Source organism: Methanofollis sp. (assembly GCF_028702905.1).
Taxonomy (GTDB): Archaea; Halobacteriota; Methanomicrobia; order Methanomicrobiales; family Methanofollaceae; genus Methanofollis.
Genome location: NZ_JAQVNX010000015.1, coordinates 1 through 26371, shown reverse-complemented (window position 1 = coordinate 26371; position 26371 = coordinate 1). Strand labels below are relative to the sequence as shown.

The following is a 26371-nucleotide window of genomic DNA, read 5'->3' as shown; positions in this document are numbered from 1 at the left end:
CCCCCATGCACCATAAAAATGTGCCTGCCAGCAAATATATCACGAAAATTATAGACTGTGAAGTTTCTCCCGCACCTTCAGGAAGAAATTTTTCCCGGCGTCGATGAAGATTGCCGGAGCATCGGCCCTTTTCACCGAGATATCGAGGCCGTCCATAAGTGTCGTGCTCCCTCTGCCGTCGAAGACAAGCTGGGCCGGTTTGTCGCTTTCAAGCTTGATCCGCAGGTCCCTGCTGCTCTCGATGAGATGGGGCCGTGAAGAGAGCATGTAGGGTGCGAGAGGGACGAGGAGAAAGCCGTCGAACTTCGGGTCGACGATGGGTCCCCCGCCGCTCATCGCATAGGCCGTCGAACCGGTCGGCGTGGCGATGACCAGACCGTCGGCCCTGAACTCCTCGACCTCGATGCCGTCGATGACGACGGTGAACCGCAGCATCTTCGCGGGGCGTTCAGTGACGATCACCGCTTCGTTGAGGGCCGTGCCCAGGGGTTCTCCCCCGGCACTGAGGGCGATACGCATCCGCATTTCGAGTCTCATCTTCCTCTGAAGGTTCCTGAAGAATGCCTGCGCCTCGGAGGACTCGAGGTCCGCGAGGAAGCCCACATGCCCTTTGTTGATCCCGATGATCGGGATCTGCCTCTTCATCCTCCTGACGGCAAGGAGGACCGTGCCGTCCCCGCCGACGGCGACGACGATGTCGGCATCGGTCTCGTCGAGCCACTCCCCTTCCCCGTCTCTCCCGAGGGCGATGGCGGTGCTTCCTTCCAGGGCCACATGGTAGCCGTACGAGAGGAGGAGCTCCTCTATCTCGACGGCATAGGCGAGCACCTCGGGCATGTCTATACGGGATATCAGGATGGCCTTCACGTCTGTTACCTCAGGTATTCGATGATCTTGTTATGGAGGACGCCGTTCGTGGCCACCAGGCACCGCCCGATGCTCACCTCGTCGGGGAAGGCGGCAGGGCTTCCTTCCAGTCCTGTCACCGTCCCCCCTGCTTCCTCGCAGAGGACGATCCCCGCGGCGGCGTCGGTGATGCGGAGGGTGTTCCTGACGTCCACGAAACCGTCAAGCCTGCCGGCGGCGACATAGGCGAGTTCAAGGGACGAAGCCCCGAGCAGCCGCCACCGACGCACCTTCTGCCCGAGCCTGAGCACCGAGGCCGGGTCGAACTTCCTCCCATAGACCGAGAGTGCGCTGTCTTCGAGCAGGGCCGTCTTCGAGACATGGATGGGTTTCCCGTCGAGGAAGGCTCCTTTCCCCTTCTCCGCCGTGAAGGTCTCGTGAGTGCAGAGGTCCCGGATATATCCCTTTGTCAGGACGCCGTCCTCGCCATAGGCGATGGAGATGGTGTAGAACGGGATGCCGTGGACTGCATTGTAGGTGCCGTCTATGGGGTCGAGGTAGACCGTCCCCTTCTCCCCGCCGACATCGACGCACCCGGCTTCCTCGGAGATGAGGCGGCGGCAGAAGGGATCGTCCTTGAGGGCAGCGATAACGCACTCCTCCGCGGCCTGATCTATCAGCTCGGTCGGGGTGCCGTCTGCGCCCATCCGGATATACTTTCCGCCCTCAGGACTGCCGGCAAGATCCCGCGTGGCATCCTCGACGATCCCGGCCAGATTTTCGCACCACCTGATGAAGTCCATGCAAACTCACGTGCGTTGTATTTATCTATGGCCGTCATGATAAATTACTACTGCGAGCGTGAACTCGATGAAGGAACAGACTGAGACTGGTAAGTTAAAGGAAGGCCGCTATGTTGTGGTCGACGATGAGCCCTGCAAAATCCTTGGAATTGCCACTTCAAAGCCCGGCAAGCACGGTGCGGCCAAGGCCCGTATCGATGTCGTCGGTATCTTTGACGGCCAGAAGCGCTCGATCGTCCAGCCGGTATCGACGAAGGTCTATGTGCCTGTCGTCGAGCGGAAGGTCGGACAGGTGATCTCGATCACGGGCACCACCGTCCAGATGATGGACGTCAAGGACTTCACCATGTTTGAGATTGAGGCCCCTGAGGACAAGATCGCCGAGATGGAGGCTGGCAAGGAAGTCCAGTACATCGAGGCACTCGGGAAGAAGAAGTTGGACTTCTGAGCCTGCACGGCCGTCTGGCCGGAGCGGTGCTCAGGAGGAGCATTCATGGAAGTCTTCCTAAATACTCTTTTTGCCGACGCCGAAGCAGAGTATGCCGACGCCGGCTATGTGATCTTCGGGGCGCCGTATGACGGGACATCCTCGTACAGGGCAGGTTCCCGCGACGCACCCGGCGCGATCAGGGCAGTCTCGTTCAACTTCGAGACCTATATCCCTGACCCGGGTATCGACCTTGGAGACGTTTCCGTCTGCGACCTCGGCGACCTTGAGGTGCTCTCTCTCCCCGACCTTGTCGTGGACCAGGTGAGGGAGACGGCCGCCATGATCGTGCAGGACGGCAAGGTGCCGGTGATGATCGGCGGCGAGCACACGGTGACGCCCGGTGCGGTCGCCGCGGTGAAGCCCGCGTGCTATGTCGTCTGCGACGCCCACCTGGACCTGCGCGACGAGTTCGGCGGGACGAAGTGGAACCACGCCTGCGCGACGCGGCGGGTGATGGACCTCGGTGTAGAGGATATCTTCATCATCGGGGCCCGGAGCGGGCCTGCGGAGGAGTTCGAACTCGTCGAGGAGTCGGAGAGACTCCACATGTATACGGCCGACGAGGTCGCGGACCGTGGCATTGAGGCGGTGATCAGGGATATCAAAGAGATCATCGGCGCGCGCACCCTGTACCTCTCCATCGACGCGGACGCGGTCGACTGCTGTCTCACCCCCGGTCTCGGGACGCCCGAACCCTTCGGGATCACGCCCCGCGACCTGCGGAGCGTGGTGCGGGCCTTTGCGGCGCGGGCGTCGGGCTTCGACTATGTCGAGGTCTGCCCGATCGACGCGGGCCAGACCGCGGCGGTGGCGGCAAAACTGATCAGGGAATTCATCGCCTGGCATGAGGCCGGGATTGAGGGGCTCTGAGCCCCTCTCATTTTGTATCTTTTCCTTTTCACTTCTCAGAGATCGGTACTCTTCTTCAGGTGCTCCGGCAACGACTGAAGAGCATTGGTTTTCTGCCGGGGATCTCCGGGCTATGCCCCCTTCACTGCTACCGTGACGATCGAGAAGGACCGGACGACCTCCCTCACCGCGACCCTGAACAACGATGACCGGGAAGAGGACGGCCTGCTCGACTACTACGAGGAGCACGGCTATATCGACGGCTTCGGCAACCCGCACACCAGTGACCCGGATCTCACCGACACCGACGGGGACGGCCACTCCGATTACGAAGAGCACTTCGATCCCGACTACGACCCCCCTCGTCTACGAGGAGCGCTACGGCTCGATGGAAATGGGCCGTGAGTTCCTCCTCGGTGCGGTCCTCGGAGAGTGGGGCGCCGACGACCACGACAACATCTTCTATCTGGGCGGCTGGATCGCAAGCGGTGTCATCGTCCTCGGCGACGTCCGGGACATCGCAACGACGATCTCGCGGGGCGACCTCACCGGCACGGGCCTCAACCTCGCCGCATTGATCCCGGGTTACGGGGACGGAGCGAAGGTCGCGGTCATCGTCGGGAAGTTTGTGGGGAAGCATCCGGAGCTCTTGAAGCCCGCGATGGTGTTGATGGTCGGCGTCGCACCGCATGCGGATGAGGTTGCTGAATCAGTGAAAGTGATCAGGAAGGTCCACGGCGACGAACTGATCGATGCGTTGAAGACAAAAGGGGTCTCTGATTCGAAGATCATTGAGTTACATAACCTCGACCAGATCGGAAAGGTCAGTCTGAGGAATATTGATGAGGGGATCGAGACCGAGGAGATATACCTCGGCGGACGTGTTGCACGGGGATGCACTGCCTGTATGAAATGTTTTGAGAAGAAGGACGGGCATTGCGTCTTTGATGATGATTCTGTCAACGAATGCATCGACAGGATGGTTGAAGCGGACGGCATCATTCTCGGTTCGCCGGTCTACTTCACCGATGTCACAGCCGAGATGAAGGCCCTGATCGACCGGGCGGGCCTGGTGTCCATGGCAAACGGGGGACTCTACCGGCGCAAGGTGGCGCAAGCCGCAGTCGCGGTGCGGCGGAGCGGGACGTTCCATACCCTTGACACCCTTCTGCATTTCCTGCTCATAGGCGGGATGACAGTCCCGGGATTCCCCGTTGTCGGTGTCGGAAAAGAGATCGGAGAGGTCCTTGAAGACGAGGAAGGCCTGATGCGGGCAAAAGACGCGGGGAAGAACATGGCATGGCTCCTGAAAACTTTTGAGCGGGCAAAAAAGTCCTGATGTTCTGGGAGAGATGAGCAATGATTGACACCAGGAATGTGTAAATAAAAATAAAATGGCCCGGGAAAACCTTCATATTTGAAAACGAGAGGAGTCCATCGAACTCCCCGATACTCTTTTGTTTATTCCTCGGCCTGAGCGTAGTAATACTCGCCCTTCGACCTCTGATCCCGGTCCAGGTACGACTCGGGCTTGTTGATCCTGGGCCTGCCGCTCTTGTCCCGCCTGAAGGTGACGCCGAGGGCCGAGAGGAAGAGGTTCATCCCGTCGCGCATCGAGAACGGCCCCTTCGCCTCGCCGGCAACACCGGGCTCGCCGTCGAAGACGACAAGGCGCTCGGAGATCATGTCGATGAGGTAGATGTCGTGGTCGATGACGATGACGCCGCACTCCTTCCCCTCGGCATGGTGCTTGAGCACCCGCACCAGGCTCATCCTCTGCTCCACATCGAGGTGGGCGCTCGGTTCGTCGAGGATGTAGAGGGCGGCTTCCCGGGAGAGACAGGCGGCAATGGCCACCCTCTGGAGTTCGCCGCCCGATAGGGTATCCAGGGGCGACTGGAGGATCTGCTGGAGACCGAGAGGGTCGAGCACCTCGTGCTGATAATACGAGGTGTCGAAACGCCGGGTGATCTGGCGCAGGGTGAACTCCACCGTGTCGGTGGAGTCTGCCTTCACGTACTGGGGCTTGTACGAGATGGCAATCTTCTCGTCGAGGGCACCACCGTCCGGTTCCTCCACGCCTGCGAGGAGTTTTGCGAAGGTGGACTTCCCGATGCCGTTCGGACCGACAAGGCCGAGCACCTCGCCCTTCCTGATCTCGCCGCCCTTCACGTCGAGGTGGAAACGGTCATAGTGCTTGGACATCTGCGGGAAGGTATAGAGGGGTTCCCGCCTCGTCTCGTCGGCATGGGCCCGCTTCTCGAAGACGACGGCCGAGTCCCTGAAGCGGACGTTCTCCTCGGGCAGGTACCCTTCGAGGTACTCGTTGATCCCGACACGCACGCCCTTCGGCCCGGTGATCACACCGAAGACCGCCGGTTTGCCATAGGCGACATGGACCGTGTCGGCGAGCATGTCCAGGATCGCGAGGTCGTGCTCGACGATCACGACAGGCCTCTTCTCCGCGACCTCCCTGATCAGGTTGGCCGTCGCCATCCTCTGGTAGATGTCGAGATAGGGGGTGATCTCGTCGAGGAAATAGAAGTCGGCGTCCCGCGCCAGGCAGGCGGCGATCGCCACCCTCTGGAGTTCACCGCCGGAGAGGTTCTGGATGTCGCGGTCCAGGATGGAGTCGAGGGTGAGTTCCGCGGTGAGGTGGCCGAGCACTCCCCTCTCGTCGGTCTTTGCCAGGAGGTCATGCACCGTCCCTTTGAAGGCCTTCGGTATGAGGGTGATGTACTGGGGCTTCACCGCCACCTTGATCTCCTTCCCCGAGATGTGCTTCAGGTAATCGAAGAGTTCGGTCCCGGTGAACCGCTTCATGATCTCGTCCCAGGAGACAGTGGCGTCAAAGATCCCCAGGTTCGGCTGCATCTGGCCGGAAAGAATCTGGATGGACGTGGACTTCCCGATGCCGTTCGGGCCCAGGATGCCGGTCACCTTCCCCTCGACCGGGATGGGGAGGCCGTACAGCACGAAGGAGTTCGGCCCGTACCGGTGGGTGGGTTGCTCCAGCTCCTCGGGGAGGTTCACGATATCGATCGCGTCGAACGGACACTTTTTGACGCAGATGCCGCACCCGGCACAGAGTTCCTCGGAGATGACCGCCTTTCCTTCCTCATCGAGGACGACGGTCTCGTCCCCGCTTCTGACCCGTGGACAGTAGATGATACACTCCTGTCCGCACTTCTTTGAATGACAGTTATCTTTGTGGACGACGGCGATTCGCATGGATGATCACATCGATGAAGTGGTGAGCATGGTGGACCAGGAGATGAACCAGAAGGCGAAGGTCATGAATGCCTGATAGAACCAGTCTTTGTTGTTCAACTCGGTGTAGTCGATCTTCATCAGCATGAAGATGTGTTTCTGGAAGACCACACCGGCCATGAGGAGGAGGATGCCGATGATCTGGTTTTGCTGCAGACCTGTCGCAGGGTCGGGAGTCCCGCAGATATAGAAGGAGAGCAGGCCGGTCGCGATACCGAGGAAGCACGCAACAAGAGTTCTCCTGATGCGCTTTTTATGCTCTCTCTGTTTTTCCTCTTTCGTCTTTGCGCCTTTGCTTTTCGGCGCCTCGGGTGCCTGTGACAGTTTTTCCTCCTCGCCCATGATGCATCAGTGGTCTATTTTGTGCGTTGTAGCCATATTTAATTTCGTGTTGCCCGGGCGACGGGACCGGCACGATGGTCTCTCACGGGCAGAAATCCCCCGGGCACGAGGTCGGCCCCGACATGCACGCGATGGTGCCGATAGCAGCAGGGGCATATTAAAGAGCGTTCTGGACCCATACGTACAAAGAGCGTGGGATAATGGCAAACGAACAGGGGATGAGCGGGATGGATGTCAGGGCACTGACGGCGGAACTGTCGGCCCTGCTCCCGCTCTGGATCGGCAAGATCTATCAGTACGATGCGAAGACCCTGGGGATCCGTCTCAACGGGAACGAGGGGGCCAAGTACCAGTTCCTCGTCGAGACAGGCAGGCGCGCCCACCTGGTCGGGGCCCTCCCCGAGTCCCCGAAAAATCCCCTGGGGTATGCGATGTTCCTGCGCAAACACCTCGAAGGGGGACGGGTGACCGCTATCAGGCAGTACGGCCTCCAGCGTATCTTCTACATCGACGTGGCGAAGAAGGCCGGGATACTGAGGCTTGTCATCGAACTCTTCGATGAGGGGAATGCCATCCTCCTCGACGAGGTCGGGGTGATCACCAAGCCCCTGCGGCACCACCGCTTCAAGGACCGTTCCGTCGTGCCTGGAGAGGTCTATGCCCTCCCCGAAGGGACTGACTGCAGCGGCTTCGACAGCGAGTCCTTCGCCGCGATGCTCCGGGCCTCAAACCGCGATCTGGTCCGGACCCTTGCCGTGAACTGCCTCCTCGGCGGCGCCTATGCCGAACTCGCCTGCAGCCTTGCCGGGGTCGACAAGAGCATTCCGGCTGCCGAAGCCGATGCCGGGGCGGTGTATGCAGCGCTCCACCAGGTCATCGGCATGGTCGAGGGGCAGAGGGAACCGGTGACCGCCGGCAGCGGGTGCTGGCCGATCCGGGGCATGGGAGAGGAAAAAGAGGCATTTCCCACATTCAACAAGGCCCTGGAAGCATATTATCCACTACAGGCAGCCGCCGCGGTGAAGGCCGAAGCGAAACGGCCGAAACTCTCGAAGGAAGAGGTGATCCTCCGCCAGCAGGAGGAGGCGCTGAAGAAGTTTGCGGGGAAGATCAAAAAGGCCGAGAAGGCGGTCGAAGCGGTCTATACCAACTATCCCCTCGTGCAGGACGTCATCGCCACCCTTGAACGGGCAAGCCGGAGCCTCTCCTGGCAGGAGATCGAGGAAGTCCTCAAAAAAAGCGACCTCCCTGCAGCAAAGGCGGTCGTCGCCGTCCACCCGGCCGAGGCGGCCGTCGACCTCGACCTCGGGGTGCGGGTGAAGATCTTTGTCCACGAGAATGTCGAGGCAAACCTCGACCACTACTACGACCAGGTCAAGAAGTTCAGAAAGAAGACCGAGGGTGCCCTTGCGGCGATAGAGCGCGGCGCCGCAAAACCGAAGGAGAAACCGAAAGAGACCCTCCACCTCCTGAAGAAGAAGTGGTTCCACAGGTTCAGGTGGTTCTATACGACCGACGGCACCCTTGTCCTCGGCGGGCGGGACGCCTCGCAGAACGAAGAACTGGTCAAGAAGTATATGGAGGGGAAGGACACCTTCGTCCACGCCGACGTGCACGGCGGTTCGGTCGTCATCGTCAAGGGGGAGACCGAGCACATGGACGACGAGGTCGCCCAGTTCGCCGCCTCGTATTCCAATGCCTGGAAGGCCGGGCACTTCTCGGCAGACGTCTACTTCGCACGCCCCGACCAGGTGAGCAAGACCGCCGAGTCGGGCGAGTTCGTCGCCCGCGGCGGTTTCATCGTGCGGGGCGAGAGGCGCTATGTGAAGGACGTCCAGCTCGGCGCGGCAATCGGGGTGCAGAAAGAGCCAAGCGTTGCGATCATCGGCGGCCCTCTGGCGGCGGTGCGGACACGGACACAGTATGTCGTCGAACTTTCTCCCGGCACCTTCGAACCGAACGACGTGGCAAAGAAGGTCCAGCGTCTCCTGAGGGAGAAGATCGGCGAGGATAACTGGAAACGACTGAAGACCGCGCTGAACACCGAGGCGATCGCCGCCTTTGTCCCGCCGGGCGGGTCCGATATCGTGGGCGAGCATGAAGGCTGAGTACGGCGAACTCAAGGGGTCGTACGGAGAGATCAGGCTGTTCCCCGAGTCTCTCGACGACCTCTGGCACCTGGAACACCTCATCGATCCGCGCGACCTCGTCTTTGCGACGACCCTGCGGACCGTTGACTCGGCGACCGACAAACTCCGCCCTGAGAAGGCTGAGAAGAGACCGGTCCGCCTCGGCATCAGGGTGGAGAAGGTGGAGTTCCACCCGTACGCCAACCGCCTCAGGGTCGGCGGCATCATCGAGTCGGGCATGGACATCGCCTCGTACCATACACTCAACGTGGAGCCGGGCTACGAGATCTCGGTGATCAGGCGGTGGCGGGGGATCGACCTCGAAAGGGTCGAGAGGGCGGTCGGGGCCTCCCTCCACAATGTCGTTCATGTGCTCACCATCGAGGAAGGGGAGGCTGAACTCTTCAGGATCAGGCAGTACGGTCCGGAGAGGGTCACGACCATCACCGCAGGCAGCGGGAAGGGTGCTGAGATCGACGGCAGGACCGCCTTCTTTGCCGACGCCCTCTCCTCCCTGAAGGACGTCACCGGCCCGGTCGTCGTCGCGGGGCCGGGTTTTGTCAAGGAAGACTTTGTCAGGTTCCTGAAGGCGAAAGACCCCGACCTCGGCGAGCGGGTCGTCACCGTCGAGACGCGGCGGATCGGCCGCGGCGCCGTCCAGGACGCGATCGGCCAGGGTGTCCTTGAAAGGCTCGCCGGCGACCTCCAGCTCGCCCGCGAGGTGACCAGGATGGACGAGGTGCTCAAACGTATCGGTACCGGCGGGGCGGTGGCGTACGGGAAGGCCGAGGTCAGGAAGGCGGTGGAATATGGCGCCGCCGAGGAGGTGCTCGTCACCGACACCCTGATCAGGGATGCCGGCATCGCCCGTCTCCTCGAAGAGGCGGAGAGGATCAACGCGCGGGTCGTCGTCTTCAGTTCCGAGTTCGACCCCGGCGGACAACTCAACGCCCTCGGCGGGATCGCCGCCCTGCTCCGCTATCCCCTCGGGTGAGGGGCCCCGCTATCCTTTTTTTCCAGTACGAAGGTCGTTCCCCCGGCAAAGCGGGCGATGGAGTTGTACAGCACGGCGATGACGTAACCCCCGACACCACCTGCAATGCCATAGAGCACGATGCCGAACAGGAGAGCACCGGCGACGACCGCAGGCGTACTCCCCGCGAACCCGCCCGCCTCCGCGCCGAGGAGAGGAAAGATCCCGCTTTTCTGGAGGATTGTGGAGACTCCGGCCATGAAGCCCGCCCCGAGACCCACAATGCTCATCGTACGGGCGACTGACCTGGGCACGACCGCCGCCATCTCCACACTGTTTTCAGAGGTGTTCTCCCTGTCCGGATCTCCGTTCCCGTGGGTGCGGGCCGTCACCCTCACCCCGCCGATGATGACGGCGGCGAGGTCGTACAGGACGACACACACACCGCCGATGAAGATGCCGCTTAGTACAGCGACGAATATCCAGGTGATGAGCATGACCAGAATAAATTCGGGCGTAGCGCCGTACAGGATGGGTGTCCATGAGAGAGGCCACATAATAGATCCGATCCAGCCGACACACTCGTATATGAGGGTCTGGAGGGCCATGAGTGCGAGGGAGAGGCAGACGCCGATCTTCAGCGCCGGAAAAACACCGATCTCGCGGATAGCCCATGTCCCTTCTGCCATGGTTCCCGGTTGCGCCCTCACGACGGCCCCGCCGAATCTGCTGGCGGCGAGGTTGTACAGGGTCGCCGCGAGCGCTGCAAAGATGATCGCGTGTACGACGTTGAGAAGGGGCACGACATAGAGCACCTGGTAACCGAGAGCCCTGAGCACCTCTCCCTGTGCTGTTGTCACGGGGATAGTCTCGTTGATCGCCGTCGGCAGCACCATGAAGCCCTGTACGACGCCGACCACCAGGGAGAGCGTCGCCGCCATCAGGACACACGACCGGAGAGAGACCGACGTGATCTCGACCTCGGAAACGGTGGGACCTGTTACACCCGTGGACATAGGGCAACTATCCATTCCAGACGCATAAAGACTTTATCGCAGGATCGGTTACACGTCCTGTTTCCGAAGGCCTGACCTGTAACCGATCGGTACAGAATGAATAAATAGACCCGGCCCGACCTACCTGTGTCGACGATGAGAACACTCTGTGCATGGTTCGTCCTGGTCCTCGCGTGCTCCCTCGCAGGAGTATGTGCGGCGGCGCCTGCCGAAGAGGTCGCCGCCGGTGCGGTCGCGGCGTACCATCAGGTCGCCGATTATACGGCCACCGTCACCGTTCACGGCCCGGACAGGGACGAGGTCGTCAGGGTGGCGGCCATGCCGCCAGGCAGTTTCAGGGCCGAATACGACGACCCGTCGCTCCATCACGGCGCCGCCCTTGCGGTCCTGTCGGAGGGGTCTGCATGGTGGCATGTGCCTCCGCAGTGTTCGATGGGATCGACAGGGGTGGAAAAACCCCTGGACGGCGACTATATGGCGGCGGGGATCGCCGCCCTCTCAACCGGCAGGGTCACGAGCATGCACGAGGCCGTCCTGGACGGCAGGACCGTCCCTGTCGTCGATGTCGTACCCGTTGGTGCCGTCGACCCCTTCCCCCCTGACACCGCACGTCTCTCCATCTCGATCGACCGGGAAACGATGCTGGTCCTGTGTGTCGAGGGCTACGACTGCACGGGGGCCCTCGTGCGGTCGGCGGAGTACCGGAACCTCAGGGTAAATGCCGGCCTCCCTGAAGACACCTTCGCCTTCGGGAAGCCGAAAGGTGTGTGGGAGCGGGTCCCTCCCACAACATCCGATTTTCTCATGAACCTCGCCTTTCTCCTTGCAAACCTGGTCATCATCCCCATCGAGTCATTCCTCGCGCTTCGCATCTGGTTGAGCCTTGGCTACCGGCGAGTCACGCAGAAAAACATCCTTGATAATGCGACACGGTGCCGGGTCTACCAGGCCATCCTGGATAACCCTGGAATACACAGGGAGAAGATCGCCCTGATCACCCGGACACATCCCGGCACCCTCCGCTATCACCTCGCGGTCCTCAGGCAGGCAGGGAAGATCGCAGTCGAACAGACGGGAGGTTGCTGCCGCTACTATGAGAACAATGGGAGATATTCAGAGCGTGAACGAACAGTCCTTGCCGCTCTCTGGAACAGCACCAGGCGAGAGATCCTCACGGTCCTCCTCCAGACGCCCGGCCTCTCGCGGCAGGAAATCGCGGTGCACCTCGGCATCTCCGGCCCTGCCGTCTCCCGCCACATGGACAGGCTCCAGAGGGACGGGATCGTCGAGAAGAGCATGAACGGACGTGCCGCATCTTTCGCCGTCATCGGGGAGAGCGGCCACGATCTGCTCGGCGCCCTGCACATTCTAAAATGCGGGGCCGACTGAAAGGGAAAAAGGGGATTGTATTTATTCTTCCTTCGCTTCAGCTTCGGCTTCTGCCGGTTCTTCGGCAGGCATCTCCGGGCGCTTGAAGGTCTCGACAAAGACGATGTCCTGCACCTCGGGGATGAACTCGAAGATCTGGTGGACGACGATCCCGCGGGCCATGACCCAGCGGCGGTCGTAGTTGATCCCTGCCGGGAGGTTCAGGGTGAGGGTGCCTTCGGCAAAGGTGATGTCCATCTCGCGGCCTGCGAAGAGCTTGATGAAGCCCCTGGCCTTCTCCTCGACGGTCTCGACCATGCCCTCGATGGTGAAGGTGTAGGAGAGCGCCTTGCCGGCGAGCGGGTGGTTGAAGTCGACGACGGCCCGCTTCCCGACCACATTGACGACGACGCCCTCGCGGTCGCCCGACTGGATACGCATGCCGAACTTGGGCTTCTCCCGGAACTGGTTGGCGTTCACGGACTCGACAAGCTTCATGTCATGGGGACCAAAGCCCTTCTCGGCCTCGACCTCGACCTCGTACTGCTGGCCGATCTCCTTGCCGACGAGAGCCTCGTCAAGGCCCGGGATGACATGGTTGCTCCCGACGCGAATAACGATCGGCGCATAGTCCTTCTGGCTCTTGATGCCTGCTTCTTCTGCATCAGCGGCGACGGTGGTGTCGAAGATCTCGCCCTCCACACGGGCGGTATAGTTGAGTCTAACGATGTCTCCTTCCTGAATTGCCATAATATACACCTTGTCTATATCAAGTCTCGACGAAAATACTTAAAATGGTGCCATAGATGTTTGAAGTGGAAACAAAAATACGTGTCCCTGATCTCCCGGAGATCCGCTCCCGTCTTGTCAGGATTGGCGCCGGAACACCGTCTGTCGCCGACCAGCAGGACGTCTACTACAACCACCCTGTGCGGGACTTCGGCCGGACCGACGAGGCCCTCAGGGTCAGGTACGAGGGCGAGAGGTGCACCCTTACATATAAAGGGCCGAAACTCGCCACAAAGGGTGCAAAGACCAGGGAAGAGTTCAACCTGACCGTGGAGTCCGGGGAGAACCTGGAAGAGATCCTGCGCCGCCTCGGTTTTGTCAGGAGCGCAGAGGTCAGGAAGCACAGGGAGGAGTTTGCCCTCGGGACCGCGTCCGTCGCCCTCGATGAAGTGGACGGCCTCGGGAGTTTCGTCGAGATCGAGGTGATGGCGCACGAAGCAGGGGCGGAAGCGGAAAAAGAGATCGAACGGATCAAAGGAGAACTGGGGATAGAGGGTTCTCACATCCCGCAGTCCTATCTTGAACTGCTCAGACAGTGAGCAGTTCGATCTCGATTGCTTTCGGTTCGTCACCGAAGTGGATCAGGGCGCAGTTGCCCTCCGAGGCCGGGCCCGGGTTGACGATCTTGACGCCGTCCACCTCGGTGACCCCCTTGTTTTCGTGCATGTGGGCGCAGCAGACAAGGTCGAACTCCTTGATGTGGTTCCTGACACTTGTGCTGCCCACATGGTCCTCGCCGGCCAGGTCAAAGACGCCGTGGGGCGGGACATGGCTGACGAGCACATTGTGGACATTCCTGTCCATGTGAGCCGTAGCCTGTTTGATCAGACGTTCAATCTCCTCTTCTTTCAGCTCGAAGGGCGTCCCGAAGGGCGTCGGGTTGGACCCGCCGACGCCGGCCATCGAAATCTTCCCGAGCGAGAATGTAGCACCGTGGAGATTGACACAGTCCGAGTGTTCGAGAGCATCGCAGATATCGCATGGATCACAGTTCCCCGGCACCGCAAAGCACGGTACGTCGATGAGCGAAGTCATCTTGTTGACCATATCACATGGTCCGAACTGTGTGAGATCGCCAGCAATGATGACAAAGTCGGGCTGGAGGGCCATGAAGGACTCCAGCTTGCCCAACTGGCCATGAAGGTCTGCCAGCAAAAGCACATCCATCATGGTAGAACTTCTCTAACGGTTCCTATAAAATCTTCTCTCAGGATCGTCCCAGGAACCGGAAATTTTCCCGTTCAGTGCAAGACGTCCAAGATCGCGTTGCGTCTCCGAAAGAAGCTCTCTTGGCCTCAGGTTTGCCATCGGCGTCCCGGGCAGCGGTATAAAGAGATGGACATGGGCCTGCCCACGGCGCGTGACCTCGCGGATGAGAGCGAGGGTCGCCAGTTCGTCTTCGTCCTCCTCGCACGGGAGGCCGACGATGAAGTCGACCACGGGCATGAAGCCATGGTCCCGACAGAGGTCGAGGGCATGCTCGACGTCGGCGACGGTATGTCCCCGGCGCAGGAGGCCAAGCACCCTGTCGCTTCCTGACTGGGCCCCGAAGTGGAGGCGGCGGTTTGCACAGTGAGCCGAGATCAGGTCGAGTGACTCGTCGGTGACGAACTCGGGGCGCACCTCCGAGGGAAAGGTCCCGAAATAGATCTGGTTTTTGTGGAGCGCACGAAACAGGCTTTCAACGCGGTCGAGGCGCGGGTGGATGCCGTCGTCAGATCCGTAGGCAAGGGCGTTCGGGGTGACGAAACGGGCGTCCCTGAACCGTGCCGCATACCGGGCGATCTCCTCCACGGGCCGATGGCGCATCCGCCTCCCGAAGATCCGGGGGGTCTGGCAGTACGCGCACCCGAAGGGACAGCCGCGGGAGATCTCAATGTATCCTTTGAACTGCGAGAAGGGGGGATACGCGGGGAGAAAAACCGTATGGTCGGGCGGGCAGATGCCGTCCTTTGTGGCCACGCCCGGCACCGGCCCGCCCTCTCCGGCCTCGATCGCGCGGAGGAGCCGTGGGAGGGTGTGCTCACCCTCGCCGGTGACGACATAGTCGGCGTACGCCGCTACCTCCGCAGGGCACGCCGCCGCATGGGGGCCGCCGACGATGGTGACGCAGGACGCCGATGCGATCTCGTCCTGGAAGTGCGGGGCATTGATGGAGTTGAGACTGTAGCAGGTCACGTCGCCTTCGGGCCCGCCCGACGGCCGCAGGATGATCCCCTCTGTCTCGCAGGCCGCATAGAGGGCGGCAAAGGAATTTTTGGCTGCGGTGATCTCCCGCCAGTTCACCTGCATCCTGTCTGCCCTCTCATGCCTCCCATGAGACCGTCCCCGCCTCCCCGTCCACCGTCACGGTCGCTCCTGCAGGCAGGCCTGAGAGCCCGGTTTCGAGGCGGTCGACCATCGGGATATGGGCGATTATCGCGCCGGTGACGATGATCGGTTCGGCCTCCTCGTTGATGATGGCGGCCGGCGCCTTCCCGTTCCGTGCGAGGGCGTACATCACATAGGACCCGACAGTCGAACCCTTCCCGAAGGGAAACGCAAAGATTGTCCCCGCAATCGATTCGCCCTTGAGGGGATGGCCTTCTTCGATGATCACGCCGCTCTCAGGGTCGACCCCCGAGAGAAATGACAGTGGTGCCGGGGAAACGAGCAACCTCCCGGTCGCAGTTCCCCGAGCAATGCCTCTTCCATTGATTATCACAGACACACCTAATAAATGTATAAAGAATCCACTATATTAGTGACATGGAAGACTCTGTGATTGGCGTCAACAATGACAATAATCTGTATAAACTCCAGGTCCAGGAAATGAAGGCGAAGGTCCTGGACCTGAAGATGCAGAACGAGTTGCTCCAGAAAGAGGTCAACCAGCTGCGGCGGGAAAACAACCAGCTCAAGCGGGTCCCGCTCTTTGTTGCAGCTGTTGTTGACAAACTCGGTGACGGCGAGGTCTATCTCAGGCAGCAGGGAAACAACCAGGAATACATCACACGGGTCAACCCCGAACTCTATGACGGGCTGGGTGTGGGCATGAAGGTCGCTGTGAACAATGCTCTTTCCATTGTGAAGCCCATCGGCACCACCTACGACTCCCGTGTCAGGGTGATGGAGCTTGAAGAGGCGCCGAGCGTCACTTTCGAGCAGATCGGCGGGCTGAAAGAAGAGATCGAAGAGGTCCGCGAGGCGGTCGAGTACCCGCTCACCAGGCCCGAGATCTTCGAAAAAGTCGGCGTCGAGCCCCCGAAGGGCATCCTGCTGTACGGCCCTCCGGGAACGGGCAAGACCCTCATCGCAAAGGCCGTGGCGCACAATGCCCATGCTGAGTTCATCAGGATGTCGGGCTCGGAACTCGTCCACAAGTTTATCGGCGAAGGGGCGCAGCTGGTGCGGGAACTCTTCGACTTCGCGCGGGAGCGTGCCCCGGCAATCGTCTTCATCGACGAGATCGACGCGATCGCGAGCCAGCGTACAAACGACGGCACCTCGGGGAGCGCCGAGGTCCAGCGGACCCTGATGCAACTCCTCGCCGAGATGGACGGCTTCAACAACCGCGGCAATATCAGGATCATGGCGGCCACGAACCGCGTCGACATGCTCGACCCGGCGATTCTCCGGCCCGGACGTTTCGACCGGATCATCGAGGTCCCGGTCCCTGACGCCGACTCGCTCCGGGAGATCTTCAAGATCCACACCGGGAAGATGAGCCTTGACAATGTCAACCTGGAATCGCTCGTCCCCCTCGCCGAGGGTATGACCGGCGCCGAGATCCAGGCGGTCTGCCGCGAGGCCGGCATGCGGGCGGTCCGCAGGAATGCCGTGGCCGTGGAGCACAACGACTTCCTTGAGGCTATCCGGAAGGTCAGCCGCAAGGAGGTTGCAGGCGATCTCCGGATGTACATCTGAACCGACCATGCACCTGCTCCTCATTCCGCATGAGGGGGTCGACCTCAACAATACCTTTTTTGCATCAGAGACAAGCCGCGAGATTCTCAGGTTCTACCGCCCCGAAAAAAGGTCGTACGGTATGTCCATCAGGGTCGTATCCCTTGGCGCGGCCCTCTCCCTTGCCGCAGAACTGAGGTGGTACCTCAGACGGTACGTTGCCCTCACCCTCTTCGAGATGGCACCGGGCCATTCCTGCACCCTCGCCTACGCCCATGCGATTGAACAGAGGGCGGTCGACCCGGACCAACCGCCGGACCACCGTTTCTTCATCGGCTTTCCCGATGGTCGACCCGTGATCACGGAGGGACCGGACGGCACCCTTGAAGTGTGGGCGCTTCCCGGCGAGGTGATCCGGGTCAGGTGACTGCTCGTACATCCGGAGACGAGAGCAATTGCCATCCCCCTGACCCCTCACGCTCTGGAAAGGGGTCGGGCACGGAAAGAGGACGTCTTTCTCTCATGCAGAGAACAGACGGACAAATCCAGAGATTCCAGAAGCGGCAGGGAAATAGGCCATCCCAGAACTCTCCGGCCTTGATATGTGACCGGAAGAAATTTCTGAAGTACGGTGTCGTTCGAGAGATTGCTGCCGCCCCTCCCCTATCTTCTTCGGGAGGGTCCGGGGGTCTCCCCCGGGCGAGAGAGAGCAAGAAAACACTCTTTATTCTCTATGGGGGCGGCACATCTGATCGGTCCGCCTTCCTCCATGAATCACGCCGTTGGCGCTGCCTCCTGAACCTCCGGCATTACGATTGAAGCGGGGACGATAAAGAAATGGCCGAGAAGCGTCTCGATCCAGATGCTTGATCCAGCACAGGATACTTCTGGGATATGCTCAAAGAAAAAAAAAGGTTGAGTTTCAGGCGAACATCTCGCCGACTGTATTTCTCAGGGGTTGACGTTCGAAGTCGGCCATGAACTTCTGGAGCGCCCGCCCGAAGTCTTCGTTGGTGACGGTCGTCCGCTCCTCCCGGATCGCGAACATCCCGGCCTCCATGCAGACCGCACGGAGGTCAGCGCCGTTCCGCCCATTGGTCTGGCAGGCGATCCCGGTGAGGTCGACGTCCTTTGCCAGGTTCATGCCCTTCGTGTGGATCTTCAGGATCGAGAGGCGCCCCTCGATGTCCGGGAGCGGGATCTCGATGATCCGGTCGAAACGGCCCGGCCTGAGGAGGGCGGGGTCGAGGATATCGATCCTGTTCGTCGCCCCGATGATCTTTACGTCGCCGCGTGTCTCGAAGCCGTCCATCCCTGCCAGGAGTTGCATCAGGGTCCGCTGAACCTCCCGGTCCCCGGAGGTGACGGACTCCGTCCGGTGCGTCCCGACGGCGTCGATCTCGTCGATAAAGAGGATCGTCGGCGCCTTCTCGCGGGCGAGGTCGAAGAGTTCCCGCACAAGGCGTGCCCCTTCGCCGATGTACTTCTGCACGAGTTCGGAGCCGACGACATGGAGGAAGTGAGCGTTCGTCTCGTGGGCGACGGCACGGGCGAGCAGGGTCTTGCCTGTCCCTGGCGGCCCGTACAGCAGGACACCCTTCGGCGGGGTGATCCCCACCGTCTCGAAGAGTTCGGGCTTTGTGAGCGGGAGTTCGACAGCCTCCTTCACCTCCAGGATCTGCGGTTCCAGCCCGCCGATATCGGAGTAACGCTCTTCAGGCCGGTCTTCCAGTTCCATCCCGTAGACCTGCGGGTCGTAGGTGTTCGGGAGCACCTCGATCAGGGCAAGGGACTGCTGGTTGAGGGTGCACCTGCTCCCTGCCTTCAGGTCCTTCGGTTCGATGAACTGGGATACCCGGACAAGGAAACGCGGGCCTGCACTGCTCCTGACCACGACGCGGTTGTTGTCGATGATGTCGAGTATCTCACCGACAATGAGGGGAGGACTTCTGAGTTGTTCGATCTCGCTCCGTAATTTCCGCATTTCCCGCTCGTAGCGGATCTTCTGCGTCTCCACATACCGCTTTTCAGACTCCATCTGGCGCATCCGCTCCCTGAGTTCCAGGTTGCGGTTTTCCAGGTTGGAGATCCGTTCGAGCAGGTACTTGCAGAGTTCTTCGCTGTTCTGCGGGTCGGGTGAATCACAGCCGCTGTCCCCCATCGTCCTCCTCGAATAGGTATATAGTATAAAGTGACTTAAATGTGTTTGCGAGTAGTATGCAGTGCGAATTATGTGGGGCTATAATAAAGGGCGCCCCGAAAAGAGTGCGGATCGAGGGTGCGGTACTTCAGGTATGCCCGAAGTGTGCGACCCTCGGAGTGGAGGTGGCACAGCCACGGCCTGTCGAATCGAAACGGAAAGCCGTCGCTGCTACACCGGGCGCCCCTCAACGCCGGGGCCGTGACGTCTTCGACCTGATGGTCGGGGAGGTCGTCGAGGACTTTGGCGAACGGATCAGGAGTGCCCGTCTGGAGAAGAACTGGACCCAGAAGGATCTTGCCAACGAGATCAAGGAACGTGAGATCCTGATCAGGAAGATCGAGAAGGGCGACCTGATCCCTGAGGACGAGGTGCGGGTCAAGCTCGAAAAGGTGCTCGGCATCTCTCTCCTCGATGTCTCGGACGAGGAGGTGAGGAGACAGAAGGGGGGCAGGCTTGCGACGACTCTCGGCGACATCATCAAGATCAAGAGGGAGTAGATGGCGACACCCCTGATCCTCGTCAACCTGAAGGCATATACGGAGGGCATGGGCGAGAGGGCCGCCGCCATTGCCGCAGCCGCCGCGATGGTCAGCGAGGAGAGCGGCATCGTGATCGGTGTCGCCCCGGCCTTCACCGATCTTGCGGCGGTCGCGTCCGGGTTCAGCATCCCCGTCTATGCCCAGCATATCGACGGCGTCTCTCCCGGGGCTTATACCGGCCATGTAACCGCCGCACAGGTGAAGGCGGTCGGGGCGACGGGTACGCTCATCAACCACTCGGAGAGGCGTCTCACGCTCGCCGATATCGATGCCAGCCTCTCTGCAGCACGGGGCGCAGGGCTCAAGACCGTGATCTGCACGAACAATGAGACGACGACCGCTGCAGCAGCGGCCCTTGCCCCGGATTATGTCGCCATCGAGCCGCCCGAACTGATCGGGACGGGGGTCTCTGTCTCCAGGGCCGACCCGGGCATCATCGAGCGTTCGGTGGCGGCGGTGCGGGCGGTCAACCCGCAGGTGAAGGTGCTCACCGGCGCCGGGATCAGCACGGGCGAGTGCGTGAAGATTGCACTGGAACTCGGGACCGACGGTGTCCTTCTCGCCTCCTCGGTCGTGAAGGCAAAGGACCCTGCCGCCGTCCTCAGAAACCTTGTCTCCCTGATCTAACCAATAAGAGTGATCAGGTCGTGCTTTGTGATCACGCCCTGAACCTTTCCCCCGCCAAGGACAAGGACGGCATGGTGCTGCTGGAGCAGGTGGACCACCGTCTCGACATCGGCGTCCGGGGGGACTGTCGGGAAACTGGACTCCATAAAGTCCTTCACTTTTCGTGTATGCGCCCGAGCGATCCCGATCTGCTCGATGGTATTGACGATCGCCGACTCCGAGACGCACCCGATGGGAAAGCCGTTCTCGATCACCGGCAGCTGGGAGACGTCTTCCTCCTCCATGATCGCGACGGCGGTCGTGATCGCGTCGTCAGGGGTGACGGCATGGACAGGGGCGTGCATCACCGTTCCCGCAGTGATCGAGGGGTTTTCTGCCACTTTCAGCACCTGGACGATCTTCCTGAGTGTGCTCACCCTCGGGTCGACGGTGCCCGACTCGATCCTGGCCACCATGGACTGGGATATACCGGCTTTTCGTGCGACATCGGCCTGGCGGAGGCCGAGCATGATCCTCTTGGCCCTCAGTTCCGCGGGGGTGGGAATATACATGGTATTACTCATAGTGATTTCAACCAATAAAAATATGCATTGCTTGACCCGCCCAATTCAGGATGGTCGACAGTGCTGGATGCTCTCTCCTCGCGGCTGGAGGGACGATAAAATGCTCAGGAGAATTCCTATTCTGGTGTGTCTGTGCCGGGGGACTACAGTGAAGGTCTTCGACCTTCTTGACCTCACTTCATTCGGACAGCGAAGACTTCGTCTTCTCGACTCCCTCCGATCGCATCTCCCGACTTCCACCTCGAATCGGAGGTGCATGACTGTCTCCGTTCTCAGGGTCTCTGTCTTTCTTCCCCGGTCCTATCCCAGGGGGTCCGGGGGTGAACCCCCGGTCCAGATTCTGGGAAGGCGGTGGATCGACAATCCCTTCCAGAGACTACCCGCAAAAATCGTTCAGAAGGAGACTGCCATCCTCCACAAGCACTCAAGACAAAAAAATTCTCCAGAGCAAAAAAGGGACGTTACGGGTGTCTTCTCCACACCTGAAGCCCGAGGGCGAGGACCGCAAGAACGGCACCGAACCCGGGGAGAGGGGAGGCGGGCAGTTCGCTCTTTGCATAGATTGTCGTTTTGAAGACGTCGGACCCGGTGAGATGCCATTCGGCTGTTTTCTCATTGACCGTGTTGGCATTGGAGTCGACGATCTTCCCGGGCATCTCCAGGTAATAGTGGATGGAGCAACTGCCAAGCATCGCATCGGTGATCTTGTCTGACTCGCCCATCCCCTCGGCGCCTGCAAATCTCCTGTCCGTGTAGATCAGGAACCCGCTGTCTTTTGCAAGTGTCCAGTTGGTCCCGTCAGGTACGACCTTTTCGGTGCCCGCGATCTTCATGGTCACCGAATCGCCGTCCCAGACTTCGTCATAGGACATGGCCCCGTCATCCGATCTCGCCAGGACATAGTCCCTGACGCCCGCGTATCCCTCGTCTCTGGCATTCTGTTTCAGGATATTATAGACAAACGAGGTTGTCGTGAGTTCGACGCGATAGTCGCTGACCGATCCGTCGGGGTTTGCCGTCGCGTGGACATTCATCGTGAAGCAACCCGAGACCATGACAAGGCCCAGCAATGCAAATATGACCAGAATACAGGTTATTTTCTTTGATAGTGTCATAATAATCGCCAGATATTAAAATACATGTGCAAATAAAAAATTTTTGATTTTGTTTTCTGGCCATGGAGAGTCCGGGTGCAAAAATATCCTGGCGATCGGATTTCATCGATCGCCCCTGCTGGAGGCATGAGGATACAAAATGGTGGAGTCGGAGGAGTAAGCCCCCTTATGTTCTGTGCGGCATTCAGCTCCGCGCCAAACCCGGGCAGGCCCAGGCGCCTGTATGCCCTGTTCTGGCTTGCACCCGCAGGGATTCACCGTTTCATCGGTTCCCGCCGCTACGTTCAACGGGTTAACTCGCACCCTATGGTGCTTCTCGCCCGAAGGCTCGGCCGTTTCATAACTGACGGCGGGGCGTGTCGTTTCTGTGTCATTGCCATGACTCTCGCCATCCGTACTTGTGTACGGCTGCGTGCCTGGTCGGTGGGGGGACTTTCCTCAGCGGCCCGAAGGCCACCGTCGGCCGCACTCTCCCTCTCCTCTTAATAATATGGGGGCCCCTGAATATATTACTAATGTTTGCGCTGACCAGTGAAGAGGGCGGGACCGCGGTGCGCCTCGCACGCGACGCCCTCGAAAAGAGCCTTCAGGGTGAGGAGTTCACCCTGCCGCCACTGCCCCGGATATTCTCTGAGAAAAGGGGCGTATTCGTTACTCTTACCCGGGACAGCTCCTTACGCGGGTGCATCGGCCTTCCGTACCCGGTCATGCCCCTGGCTGAGGGGATCGTCCACGCGGCAATCTCCGCCGCCCTCGAAGACCCGCGCTTTCCGCCAGTACAGGCTACCGAACTCCCGCAGGTCAGGGTCGAGGTCACCGTTCTCACAGCCCCCGAACCCCTCGCCTGCCTGCCCGAGGAGCGGGCCGGCCATGTGGAGGTCGGGCGGCACGGACTGATCCTTGCCGACCATGACAGGAGCGGGCTCCTCCTGCCGCAGGTCGCGACCGAATACGGCTGGGACGCGGAGGAGTTCCTCGACCACACCTGCATCAAGGCAGGTATGCCTGCCGGGTGCTGGAAGAGGGCCGACGTTGAGGCCGCCACCTTCGAAGGGCAGGTCTTCCATGAGGAGGGAGCGTAAATGGGAATATCCTTTGAGATCCTCCAGAAGGACATCGCCGCCCGCGCCGGCAGGCTGAAAGTGGGGGAGAAGACCATCAGGACACCGGCCCTCCTCCCTGTCGTCAACCCGCACCTCCCCCTCGTCACGCCGCGGGAGATGCAGGAGATGGGCGTCGAGGCGATCATCACCAATGCCTACATCTTCTCGAAGAGCGCCGAGTACCGGGAGAGAGCCCTCTCCGAGGGCCTGCACAAGGTTCTCGACTTCGACGGTGTCATCATGACCGACTCTGGCTCATTCCAGTTGATGGTCTACGGCGGCGTCGAGATCACAAACCTGGAGACGGTCAGTTTCCAGAAGGCGATCGGGTCTGACATCATCGTGCCCCTCGACATCCCGACGACGCCCGAAGCCGACCGCGAGCGTGCGGAGAAGGAGCTCGCCATCACCCTCGACCGGATCCGCGAGGCCAGGGAGCACCTCGGCCCTGACGCCCAGATGGCCGGACCTGTCCAGGGCGCCCTCTTCCCCGACCTGCGGGAGAGGTCGGCCAGGGCCGTTCAGGAGATCGGTTTCGACTTCTGCCCTATTGGCGCCGTCGTCCCCCTGATGGAAAACTACCGGTACAAGGACCTTGTCGACGTCGTCCTCGGTGCGAAGAAGGGCCTCTCGCCCTCGACCTGCGTCCACCTCTTCGGCGCCGGCCACCCCTCCATGCTCGCCCTGGGTGCGGCGATGGGCTGCGACATCTTCGACTCCGCGGCCTACGCCCTCTTTGCGAAGGACGGCCGGTACCTCACCACCTACGGGAGCCTGAAGATCGACGAACTCTCAGAACTCCCCTGCCCCTGTCAGGTCTGCCGGAGCCACACGGCCGAGGAACTGAAGAAGAGCCCCGACAGAGTGCGTCTCCTCGCCCTCCACAACCTCTATGTCACCCTCGCCGAGATCGCACGGATCAGGCAGGCGATCACAGACGGCACCCTCTGGGAACTCCTGGACCTCCGGTGCCGGAGCCACCCGCGCCTCCTCGAAGGCTACCGCGAGTTCCTGCGCCAGGCACAGGACCTGGAAGAGCAGGACAATGTCTCGAAGAGACGGTTCTTCTACCAGGGCTCGGAGAGTTGCATGCGAACCGAGGTCGTGCGCTACCACGCGATGGTCGAACGCTTCACCCTCGGCCCCCGCGTCCTCGTCGCCATGGCCGGTAAGGCGCCCGGCGACTACGACGACATCCTCTTCTTCAAACCGCCCTTCGGGCCGTACCCTGAGGGCCTCTCCGAGACCTTCCCGATCGGGCAGTCCGAGATCCCGTCCTGGGACGAGGATATGATGCGGGCCGGGTGCCGCGGCATCGCGCGCCTCATCGAGACCCACCCGGAGAGCACGGTATTCGTTCTCTGTCCGGTCGAATGGGCTGCGTTCGTGCGGGGCGAACTCCCCGGCGTGGAGGTGTTGAATGCCGACACAGTTTGAGGTGAGGGGACGGGACGGCCTTGGCCGTTCCGGTCTCTTCTCGGCAAACGACACGACGTACCAGACGCCCCTCCCCCTCGACATGGAGGAGATCTACCCCGAACTCGCCGCTCTCCACCACGCGAACGTCCCCCTCTCTGCAGACCCGGAGTTTGCGCGGGAGTATCTCGTCCAGCCCGGCGGCGAGGCTGTCATCGTCCACCCCGCACTCGGCGGCGGCGAGTCGGGACAGTGCGCGGTCGTCGCCAACTGGCACACCGCCCTTGCCAACCCGCGGAACATGGTCGGCCACCTGGCCGCCCTCAGGGAGAAGGTCCCGCCAGACGCGGCATGGTATGCCCCGGCCGCGGCCCTGCCGTCGAATGCGTGCTTCCTTGTCTACCTGGGCTTCGACCTCTTCGACTTCACTGCCGTCGACCTTATGACCGCCCGCGGCCTCTTCTGCGCACCCGAAGGGGAGTTCCCGTTCGCGGAGATCGAGGAAGGCTCATGCTCCTGCGCCGGGTGCGCGAAAGGGAACCTCGGCCTCCACAACCGTCTCGCCCTCCGTGCCGAGTGCGCCACGGTGCGGCGGTTCATCGCCGGCGGGCAACTCAGGGAACTGATGGAGCAGCGCTGCCGGATGGACCCGAACCAGGTCACCACCCTGCGTCTCCTCGACCAGGAGTATCATATCACCGAGGAGGCGGCGCCGGCGGCGCGTGCCGTCAGGCTGCGCGCGAACTCGGCCGAGTCCATGTACAGGCCCGAGGTGAAGCGTTTTGCCGAGCGGGTGATCGGGCGCTATGTCCCGCCGAGGAACGACGTCGCCGTCCTCCTCCCCTGTGCGGTGCGCAAACCCTACTCCTCGTCGCAGAGCCACCAGCGCTATATCGCCGCCATCGCCGGCCGGGCCCATGAGGTGATCATCACCTCGCCCCTGGGCGTCGTGCCGCGCGAGGTCGAGGCCGTCTACCCGGCAGGCCACTATGACGTCCCGGTGACCGGGTACTGGGACCACGAGGAGTGCGCGTTCCTCTCCGACATCCTTACCCGCTACCTGCAGGCGCACCCCTACGGGAGGGTGATCGCCCACCTCGAAGGAGGGGCGCTGAAGGTTGCGGAGCTGGCGGCCGCGGTCTGCGGCATCGAACTCGAGTGCACCTGCACCGGCCACCCGACATCCCCGGCGTCTCTGCGCGCCCTCGACGAAGCCCTTGCCGGCGAAAGGAAGATGAGGACCACGCCGGTCGCCGGCGTCCTCTCCTGGCAGTTCGGGGAAAAGGTCGAGACAAAAGGAATGCAGGTCAAGGGGAAACCCCGGCGACAGGCGGTCTTCAAGGGGAAGACCCTTCTCTACAACATCGATCCGGGGACAGGCCTGTACAAGCCCACCTTCGAGGGCTGGGAGTATCTCAACAATTACCGGGTCCAGATCGACGACTTCGTGCCGCACGGGGACGTGCTGGCGCCGGGCGTGACCGGTGCCGACCCGTCGATCAGGCCGGGCGACGAGGTGCTCGTCGCCGGCCCCTCGGCCCTGGCGACAGGACGGGCGATGATGAGTGCAGGAGAAATGGTCAGGTCCCGCCGCGGCATAGCGGTGAAAGTGCGTAAGGTAAAGTGCACGGAGCGCCAAACTGATAGCACAAGAGCAATTTGAAATTGGAGTGGTAGAGTTTGTATCTGGTTGAGGAGGCAACGCAGCTCGCAGATAAAGTGTTTCAGATGTGGATCCACGCGCCCCAGGTGGCGCGGCATGCCCGGGCCGGGCAGTTCCTGATCCTCAGGATCGACGAAACCGGTGAGAGGATCCCCATCACCATCTCGGCAGTGAAGGGGGACTCGGTACGGGTCATCTTTATGACCATCGGCAAAACCACCGAGCACCTCTCCACTCTGAAGAAGGGCGACGCCCTCAGGGACGTCGTCGGGCCGCTCGGCACGCCGAGCGATATCAAAAAATACGGCACTGTCGTCGTCATCGGCGGCGGCGTGGGTGTTGCGAGCACCCCGATCATCGCCCGTGAGGCGAAGGAAGCCGG

At 61.3% G+C, this 26371-nt stretch carries 27 protein-coding genes, 1 other RNA gene and 1 pseudogene; 16 read left to right on the top strand and 13 right to left on the bottom strand.

Features of this window, described 5'->3' with window-relative positions:
• Positions 1 to 48: 48 nt before the first annotated feature.
• Together PHP59_RS03395 and PHP59_RS03390 are read right to left on the bottom strand one after the other, a co-directional pair.
• Positions 49 to 867, bottom strand: coding sequence for an NAD(+)/NADH kinase (locus tag PHP59_RS03395; RefSeq protein WP_300163602.1), 819 nt, complete (start codon positions 865 to 867; stop codon positions 49 to 51).
• Positions 868 to 872: 5 nt separating this feature from the next.
• Complete coding sequence (locus PHP59_RS03390) at positions 873 to 1649, bottom strand: bifunctional fructose-bisphosphatase/inositol-phosphate phosphatase (RefSeq protein WP_300163599.1); 777 nt, start codon at positions 1647 to 1649, stop codon at positions 873 to 875.
• Between the two features lie 67 nt (positions 1650 to 1716).
• On the opposite strand from PHP59_RS03390, the gene PHP59_RS03385 reads away from it, so the two are divergent.
• From PHP59_RS03385 to PHP59_RS03370, 4 genes are all read left to right on the top strand, one after another.
• Positions 1717 to 2097: a translation initiation factor IF-5A gene (locus PHP59_RS03385; protein WP_300163596.1), complete on the top strand. Its 381-nt coding sequence runs from the start codon at positions 1717 to 1719 to the stop codon at positions 2095 to 2097.
• Between the two features lie 45 nt (positions 2098 to 2142).
• Positions 2143 to 3009, top strand: a complete 867-nt coding sequence (gene speB / locus PHP59_RS03380; protein ID WP_300163593.1) for an agmatinase — start codon at positions 2143 to 2145, stop codon at positions 3007 to 3009.
• 132 nt (positions 3010 to 3141) lie between these two features.
• A complete protein-coding gene (locus PHP59_RS03375) occupies positions 3142 to 3393 on the top strand; it encodes a hypothetical protein (protein WP_300163590.1) in 252 nt (83 codons plus the stop codon).
• Positions 3377 to 4327, top strand: a complete 951-nt coding sequence (locus PHP59_RS03370) for an NAD(P)H-dependent oxidoreductase (RefSeq protein WP_300163587.1) — start codon at positions 3377 to 3379, stop codon at positions 4325 to 4327. Before PHP59_RS03375 ends, PHP59_RS03370 begins: the two co-directional genes overlap by 17 nt.
• A 122-nt stretch (positions 4328 to 4449) precedes the next feature.
• Here the strand turns inward: PHP59_RS03370 and PHP59_RS03365 are convergent, their stop codons facing one another.
• A complete protein-coding gene (locus PHP59_RS03365) occupies positions 4450 to 6219 on the bottom strand; it encodes a ribosome biogenesis/translation initiation ATPase RLI (RefSeq protein ID WP_300163585.1) in 1770 nt (589 codons plus the stop codon).
• A gap of 6 nt (positions 6220 to 6225) precedes the next feature.
• On the bottom strand, positions 6226 to 6600 hold the full coding sequence (locus PHP59_RS03360) for a hypothetical protein (protein ID WP_067051847.1): 375 nt from the start codon (positions 6598 to 6600) through the stop codon (positions 6226 to 6228).
• Positions 6601 to 6800: 200 nt separating this feature from the next.
• On the opposite strand from PHP59_RS03360, the gene rqcH reads away from it, so the two are divergent.
• The gene (gene rqcH / locus PHP59_RS03355; protein ID WP_300163577.1) at positions 6801 to 8708 is read left to right on the top strand and encodes a ribosome rescue protein RqcH; all 1908 of its coding nucleotides are present in this window, start codon (positions 6801 to 6803) and stop codon (positions 8706 to 8708) included.
• The gene (locus PHP59_RS03350) at positions 8698 to 9723 is read left to right on the top strand and encodes an mRNA surveillance protein pelota (protein ID WP_300163574.1); all 1026 of its coding nucleotides are present in this window, start codon (positions 8698 to 8700) and stop codon (positions 9721 to 9723) included. Before rqcH ends, PHP59_RS03350 begins: the two co-directional genes overlap by 11 nt.
• On the opposite strand, the gene PHP59_RS03345 is transcribed toward PHP59_RS03350, so the two are convergent.
• The gene (locus PHP59_RS03345) at positions 9708 to 10718 is read right to left on the bottom strand and encodes a hypothetical protein (protein ID WP_300163571.1); all 1011 of its coding nucleotides are present in this window, start codon (positions 10716 to 10718) and stop codon (positions 9708 to 9710) included. The two genes, PHP59_RS03350 and PHP59_RS03345, sit on opposite strands and share 16 nt — an antisense overlap.
• Positions 10719 to 10853: 135 nt before the next feature.
• Here PHP59_RS03345 and PHP59_RS03340 point away from each other — a divergent pair, with 135 nt between their 5' ends.
• Positions 10854 to 12107 (top strand): winged helix-turn-helix transcriptional regulator, encoded by a 1254-nt coding sequence (locus PHP59_RS03340; RefSeq protein ID WP_300163568.1) that lies wholly within the window; start codon positions 10854 to 10856, stop codon positions 12105 to 12107.
• Between the two features lie 21 nt (positions 12108 to 12128).
• Here PHP59_RS03340 and PHP59_RS03335 read toward each other — a convergent pair whose 3' ends face one another.
• Positions 12129 to 12836, bottom strand: coding sequence for a peptidylprolyl isomerase (locus PHP59_RS03335; protein WP_300163565.1), 708 nt, complete (start codon positions 12834 to 12836; stop codon positions 12129 to 12131).
• Positions 12837 to 12892: 56 nt separating this feature from the next.
• On the opposite strand from PHP59_RS03335, the gene cyaB reads away from it, so the two are divergent.
• Entirely contained in the window at positions 12893 to 13414 is a 522-nt protein-coding gene (cyaB, locus tag PHP59_RS03330) for a class IV adenylate cyclase (protein ID WP_300163562.1), read from the top strand.
• Here the strand turns inward: cyaB and PHP59_RS03325 are convergent.
• The 3 genes from PHP59_RS03325 to PHP59_RS03315 are packed head-to-tail and all read right to left on the bottom strand — an operon-like array spanning position 13404 to position 15579.
• Positions 13404 to 14045: a metallophosphoesterase gene (locus PHP59_RS03325; protein ID WP_300163559.1), complete on the bottom strand. Its 642-nt coding sequence runs from the start codon at positions 14043 to 14045 to the stop codon at positions 13404 to 13406. The two genes, cyaB and PHP59_RS03325, sit on opposite strands and share 11 nt — an antisense overlap.
• A 12-nt stretch (positions 14046 to 14057) precedes the next feature.
• The gene (locus PHP59_RS03320; protein WP_300163556.1) at positions 14058 to 15167 is read right to left on the bottom strand and encodes a TIGR04013 family B12-binding domain/radical SAM domain-containing protein; all 1110 of its coding nucleotides are present in this window, start codon (positions 15165 to 15167) and stop codon (positions 14058 to 14060) included.
• A gap of 13 nt (positions 15168 to 15180) precedes the next feature.
• Entirely contained in the window at positions 15181 to 15579 is a 399-nt protein-coding gene (locus tag PHP59_RS03315) for a DUF126 domain-containing protein (RefSeq protein ID WP_300163623.1), read from the bottom strand.
• Between the two features lie 44 nt (positions 15580 to 15623).
• On the opposite strand from PHP59_RS03315, the gene PHP59_RS03310 reads away from it, so the two are divergent.
• Entirely contained in the window at positions 15624 to 16781 is a 1158-nt protein-coding gene (locus PHP59_RS03310; RefSeq protein ID WP_300163553.1) for a proteasome-activating nucleotidase, read from the top strand.
• 7 nt (positions 16782 to 16788) lie between these two features.
• The gene (locus PHP59_RS03305) at positions 16789 to 17187 is read left to right on the top strand and encodes a DUF5804 family protein (RefSeq protein ID WP_300163550.1); all 399 of its coding nucleotides are present in this window, start codon (positions 16789 to 16791) and stop codon (positions 17185 to 17187) included.
• Between the two features lie 495 nt (positions 17188 to 17682).
• Here the strand turns inward: PHP59_RS03305 and PHP59_RS03300 are convergent, their stop codons facing one another.
• Complete coding sequence (locus tag PHP59_RS03300) at positions 17683 to 18921, bottom strand: proteasome-activating nucleotidase (RefSeq protein WP_300163547.1); 1239 nt, start codon at positions 18919 to 18921, stop codon at positions 17683 to 17685.
• 56 nt (positions 18922 to 18977) lie between these two features.
• Between PHP59_RS03300 and PHP59_RS03295 the strand changes: the two genes are divergently transcribed.
• Positions 18978 to 19460 (top strand): multiprotein bridging factor aMBF1, encoded by a 483-nt coding sequence (locus tag PHP59_RS03295; protein ID WP_300163544.1) that lies wholly within the window; start codon positions 18978 to 18980, stop codon positions 19458 to 19460.
• Positions 19461 to 20129: a triose-phosphate isomerase gene (gene tpiA, locus PHP59_RS03290; RefSeq protein WP_300163541.1), complete on the top strand. Its 669-nt coding sequence runs from the start codon at positions 19461 to 19463 to the stop codon at positions 20127 to 20129.
• Here tpiA and PHP59_RS03285 read toward each other — a convergent pair.
• From PHP59_RS03285 to rnpB, 3 genes are all read right to left on the bottom strand, one after another.
• On the bottom strand, positions 20126 to 20680 hold the full coding sequence (locus PHP59_RS03285; protein WP_300163538.1) for a CBS domain-containing protein: 555 nt from the start codon (positions 20678 to 20680) through the stop codon (positions 20126 to 20128). The two genes, tpiA and PHP59_RS03285, sit on opposite strands and share 4 nt — an antisense overlap.
• 473 nt (positions 20681 to 21153) lie before the next feature.
• Complete coding sequence (locus tag PHP59_RS03280) at positions 21154 to 21807, bottom strand: hypothetical protein (protein WP_300163535.1); 654 nt, start codon at positions 21805 to 21807, stop codon at positions 21154 to 21156.
• Positions 21808 to 21952: 145 nt separating this feature from the next.
• Positions 21953 to 22286, bottom strand: an RNA gene (gene rnpB, locus PHP59_RS03275) — RNase P RNA component.
• Positions 22287 to 22322: 36 nt separating this feature from the next.
• Between rnpB and PHP59_RS03270 the strand changes: the two genes are divergently transcribed.
• The 4 genes and pseudogenes from PHP59_RS03270 to PHP59_RS03255 form a co-directional block, all read left to right on the top strand.
• Positions 22323 to 22889 carry a TIGR00296 family protein gene (locus PHP59_RS03270; protein WP_300163533.1) on the top strand — a complete coding sequence of 189 codons (567 nt, stop codon included), beginning with the start codon at positions 22323 to 22325 and terminating at the stop codon, positions 22887 to 22889.
• Positions 22890 to 24347, top strand: coding sequence for a tRNA guanosine(15) transglycosylase TgtA (gene tgtA / locus PHP59_RS03265; RefSeq protein ID WP_300163530.1), 1458 nt, complete (start codon positions 22890 to 22892; stop codon positions 24345 to 24347).
• Positions 24331 to 25989 (top strand): archaeosine synthase subunit alpha, encoded by a 1659-nt coding sequence (gene arcS / locus PHP59_RS03260; protein ID WP_300163527.1) that lies wholly within the window; start codon positions 24331 to 24333, stop codon positions 25987 to 25989. The genes tgtA and arcS overlap by 17 nt, the downstream gene beginning before the upstream one ends.
• Positions 25990 to 26054: 65 nt before the next feature.
• Positions 26055 to 26371: pseudogene (locus PHP59_RS03255) on the top strand (sulfide/dihydroorotate dehydrogenase-like FAD/NAD-binding protein); the annotation flags it as partial.

Excerpts from the sequence above, each read along its gene's own strand:
- speB (WP_300163593.1), top strand. The coding sequence starts at position 2,143 with ATGGAAGTCTTCCTAAATACTCTTTTTGCCGACGCCGAAGCAGAGTAT.
- PHP59_RS03280 (WP_300163535.1), bottom strand. The coding sequence starts at position 21,807 with ATGACACTATCAAAGAAAATAACCTGTATTCTGGTCATATTTGCATTG.
- PHP59_RS03365 (WP_300163585.1), bottom strand. The coding sequence starts at position 6,219 with ATGCGAATCGCCGTCGTCCACAAAGATAACTGTCATTCAAAGAAGTGC.
- PHP59_RS03305 (WP_300163550.1), top strand. The coding sequence starts at position 16,789 with ATGCACCTGCTCCTCATTCCGCATGAGGGGGTCGACCTCAACAATACC.
- PHP59_RS03385 (WP_300163596.1), top strand. The coding sequence starts at position 1,717 with ATGAAGGAACAGACTGAGACTGGTAAGTTAAAGGAAGGCCGCTATGTT.
- rqcH (WP_300163577.1), top strand. The coding sequence starts at position 6,801 with ATGGCAAACGAACAGGGGATGAGCGGGATGGATGTCAGGGCACTGACG.
- PHP59_RS03300 (WP_300163547.1), bottom strand. The coding sequence starts at position 18,921 with ATGGGGGACAGCGGCTGTGATTCACCCGACCCGCAGAACAGCGAAGAA.
- PHP59_RS03340 (WP_300163568.1), top strand. The coding sequence starts at position 10,854 with ATGAGAACACTCTGTGCATGGTTCGTCCTGGTCCTCGCGTGCTCCCTC.
- cyaB (WP_300163562.1), top strand. The coding sequence starts at position 12,893 with ATGTTTGAAGTGGAAACAAAAATACGTGTCCCTGATCTCCCGGAGATC.
- tgtA (WP_300163530.1), top strand. The coding sequence starts at position 22,890 with ATGGGAATATCCTTTGAGATCCTCCAGAAGGACATCGCCGCCCGCGCC.
- PHP59_RS03310 (WP_300163553.1), top strand. The coding sequence starts at position 15,624 with ATGGAAGACTCTGTGATTGGCGTCAACAATGACAATAATCTGTATAAA.
- PHP59_RS03270 (WP_300163533.1), top strand. The coding sequence starts at position 22,323 with ATGTTTGCGCTGACCAGTGAAGAGGGCGGGACCGCGGTGCGCCTCGCA.
- PHP59_RS03295 (WP_300163544.1), top strand. The coding sequence starts at position 18,978 with ATGCAGTGCGAATTATGTGGGGCTATAATAAAGGGCGCCCCGAAAAGA.
- PHP59_RS03390 (WP_300163599.1), bottom strand. The coding sequence starts at position 1,649 with ATGGACTTCATCAGGTGGTGCGAAAATCTGGCCGGGATCGTCGAGGAT.
- PHP59_RS03370 (WP_300163587.1), top strand. The coding sequence starts at position 3,377 with ATGGAAATGGGCCGTGAGTTCCTCCTCGGTGCGGTCCTCGGAGAGTGG.
- PHP59_RS03345 (WP_300163571.1), bottom strand. The coding sequence starts at position 10,718 with ATGTCCACGGGTGTAACAGGTCCCACCGTTTCCGAGGTCGAGATCACG.
- PHP59_RS03325 (WP_300163559.1), bottom strand. The coding sequence starts at position 14,045 with ATGATGGATGTGCTTTTGCTGGCAGACCTTCATGGCCAGTTGGGCAAG.
- PHP59_RS03350 (WP_300163574.1), top strand. The coding sequence starts at position 8,698 with ATGAAGGCTGAGTACGGCGAACTCAAGGGGTCGTACGGAGAGATCAGG.
- PHP59_RS03285 (WP_300163538.1), bottom strand. The coding sequence starts at position 20,680 with ATGTATATTCCCACCCCCGCGGAACTGAGGGCCAAGAGGATCATGCTC.
- PHP59_RS03360 (WP_067051847.1), bottom strand. The coding sequence starts at position 6,600 with ATGGGCGAGGAGGAAAAACTGTCACAGGCACCCGAGGCGCCGAAAAGC.
- tpiA (WP_300163541.1), top strand. The coding sequence starts at position 19,461 with ATGGCGACACCCCTGATCCTCGTCAACCTGAAGGCATATACGGAGGGC.
- arcS (WP_300163527.1), top strand. The coding sequence starts at position 24,331 with ATGCCGACACAGTTTGAGGTGAGGGGACGGGACGGCCTTGGCCGTTCC.
- PHP59_RS03320 (WP_300163556.1), bottom strand. The coding sequence starts at position 15,167 with ATGCAGGTGAACTGGCGGGAGATCACCGCAGCCAAAAATTCCTTTGCC.
- PHP59_RS03335 (WP_300163565.1), bottom strand. The coding sequence starts at position 12,836 with ATGGCAATTCAGGAAGGAGACATCGTTAGACTCAACTATACCGCCCGT.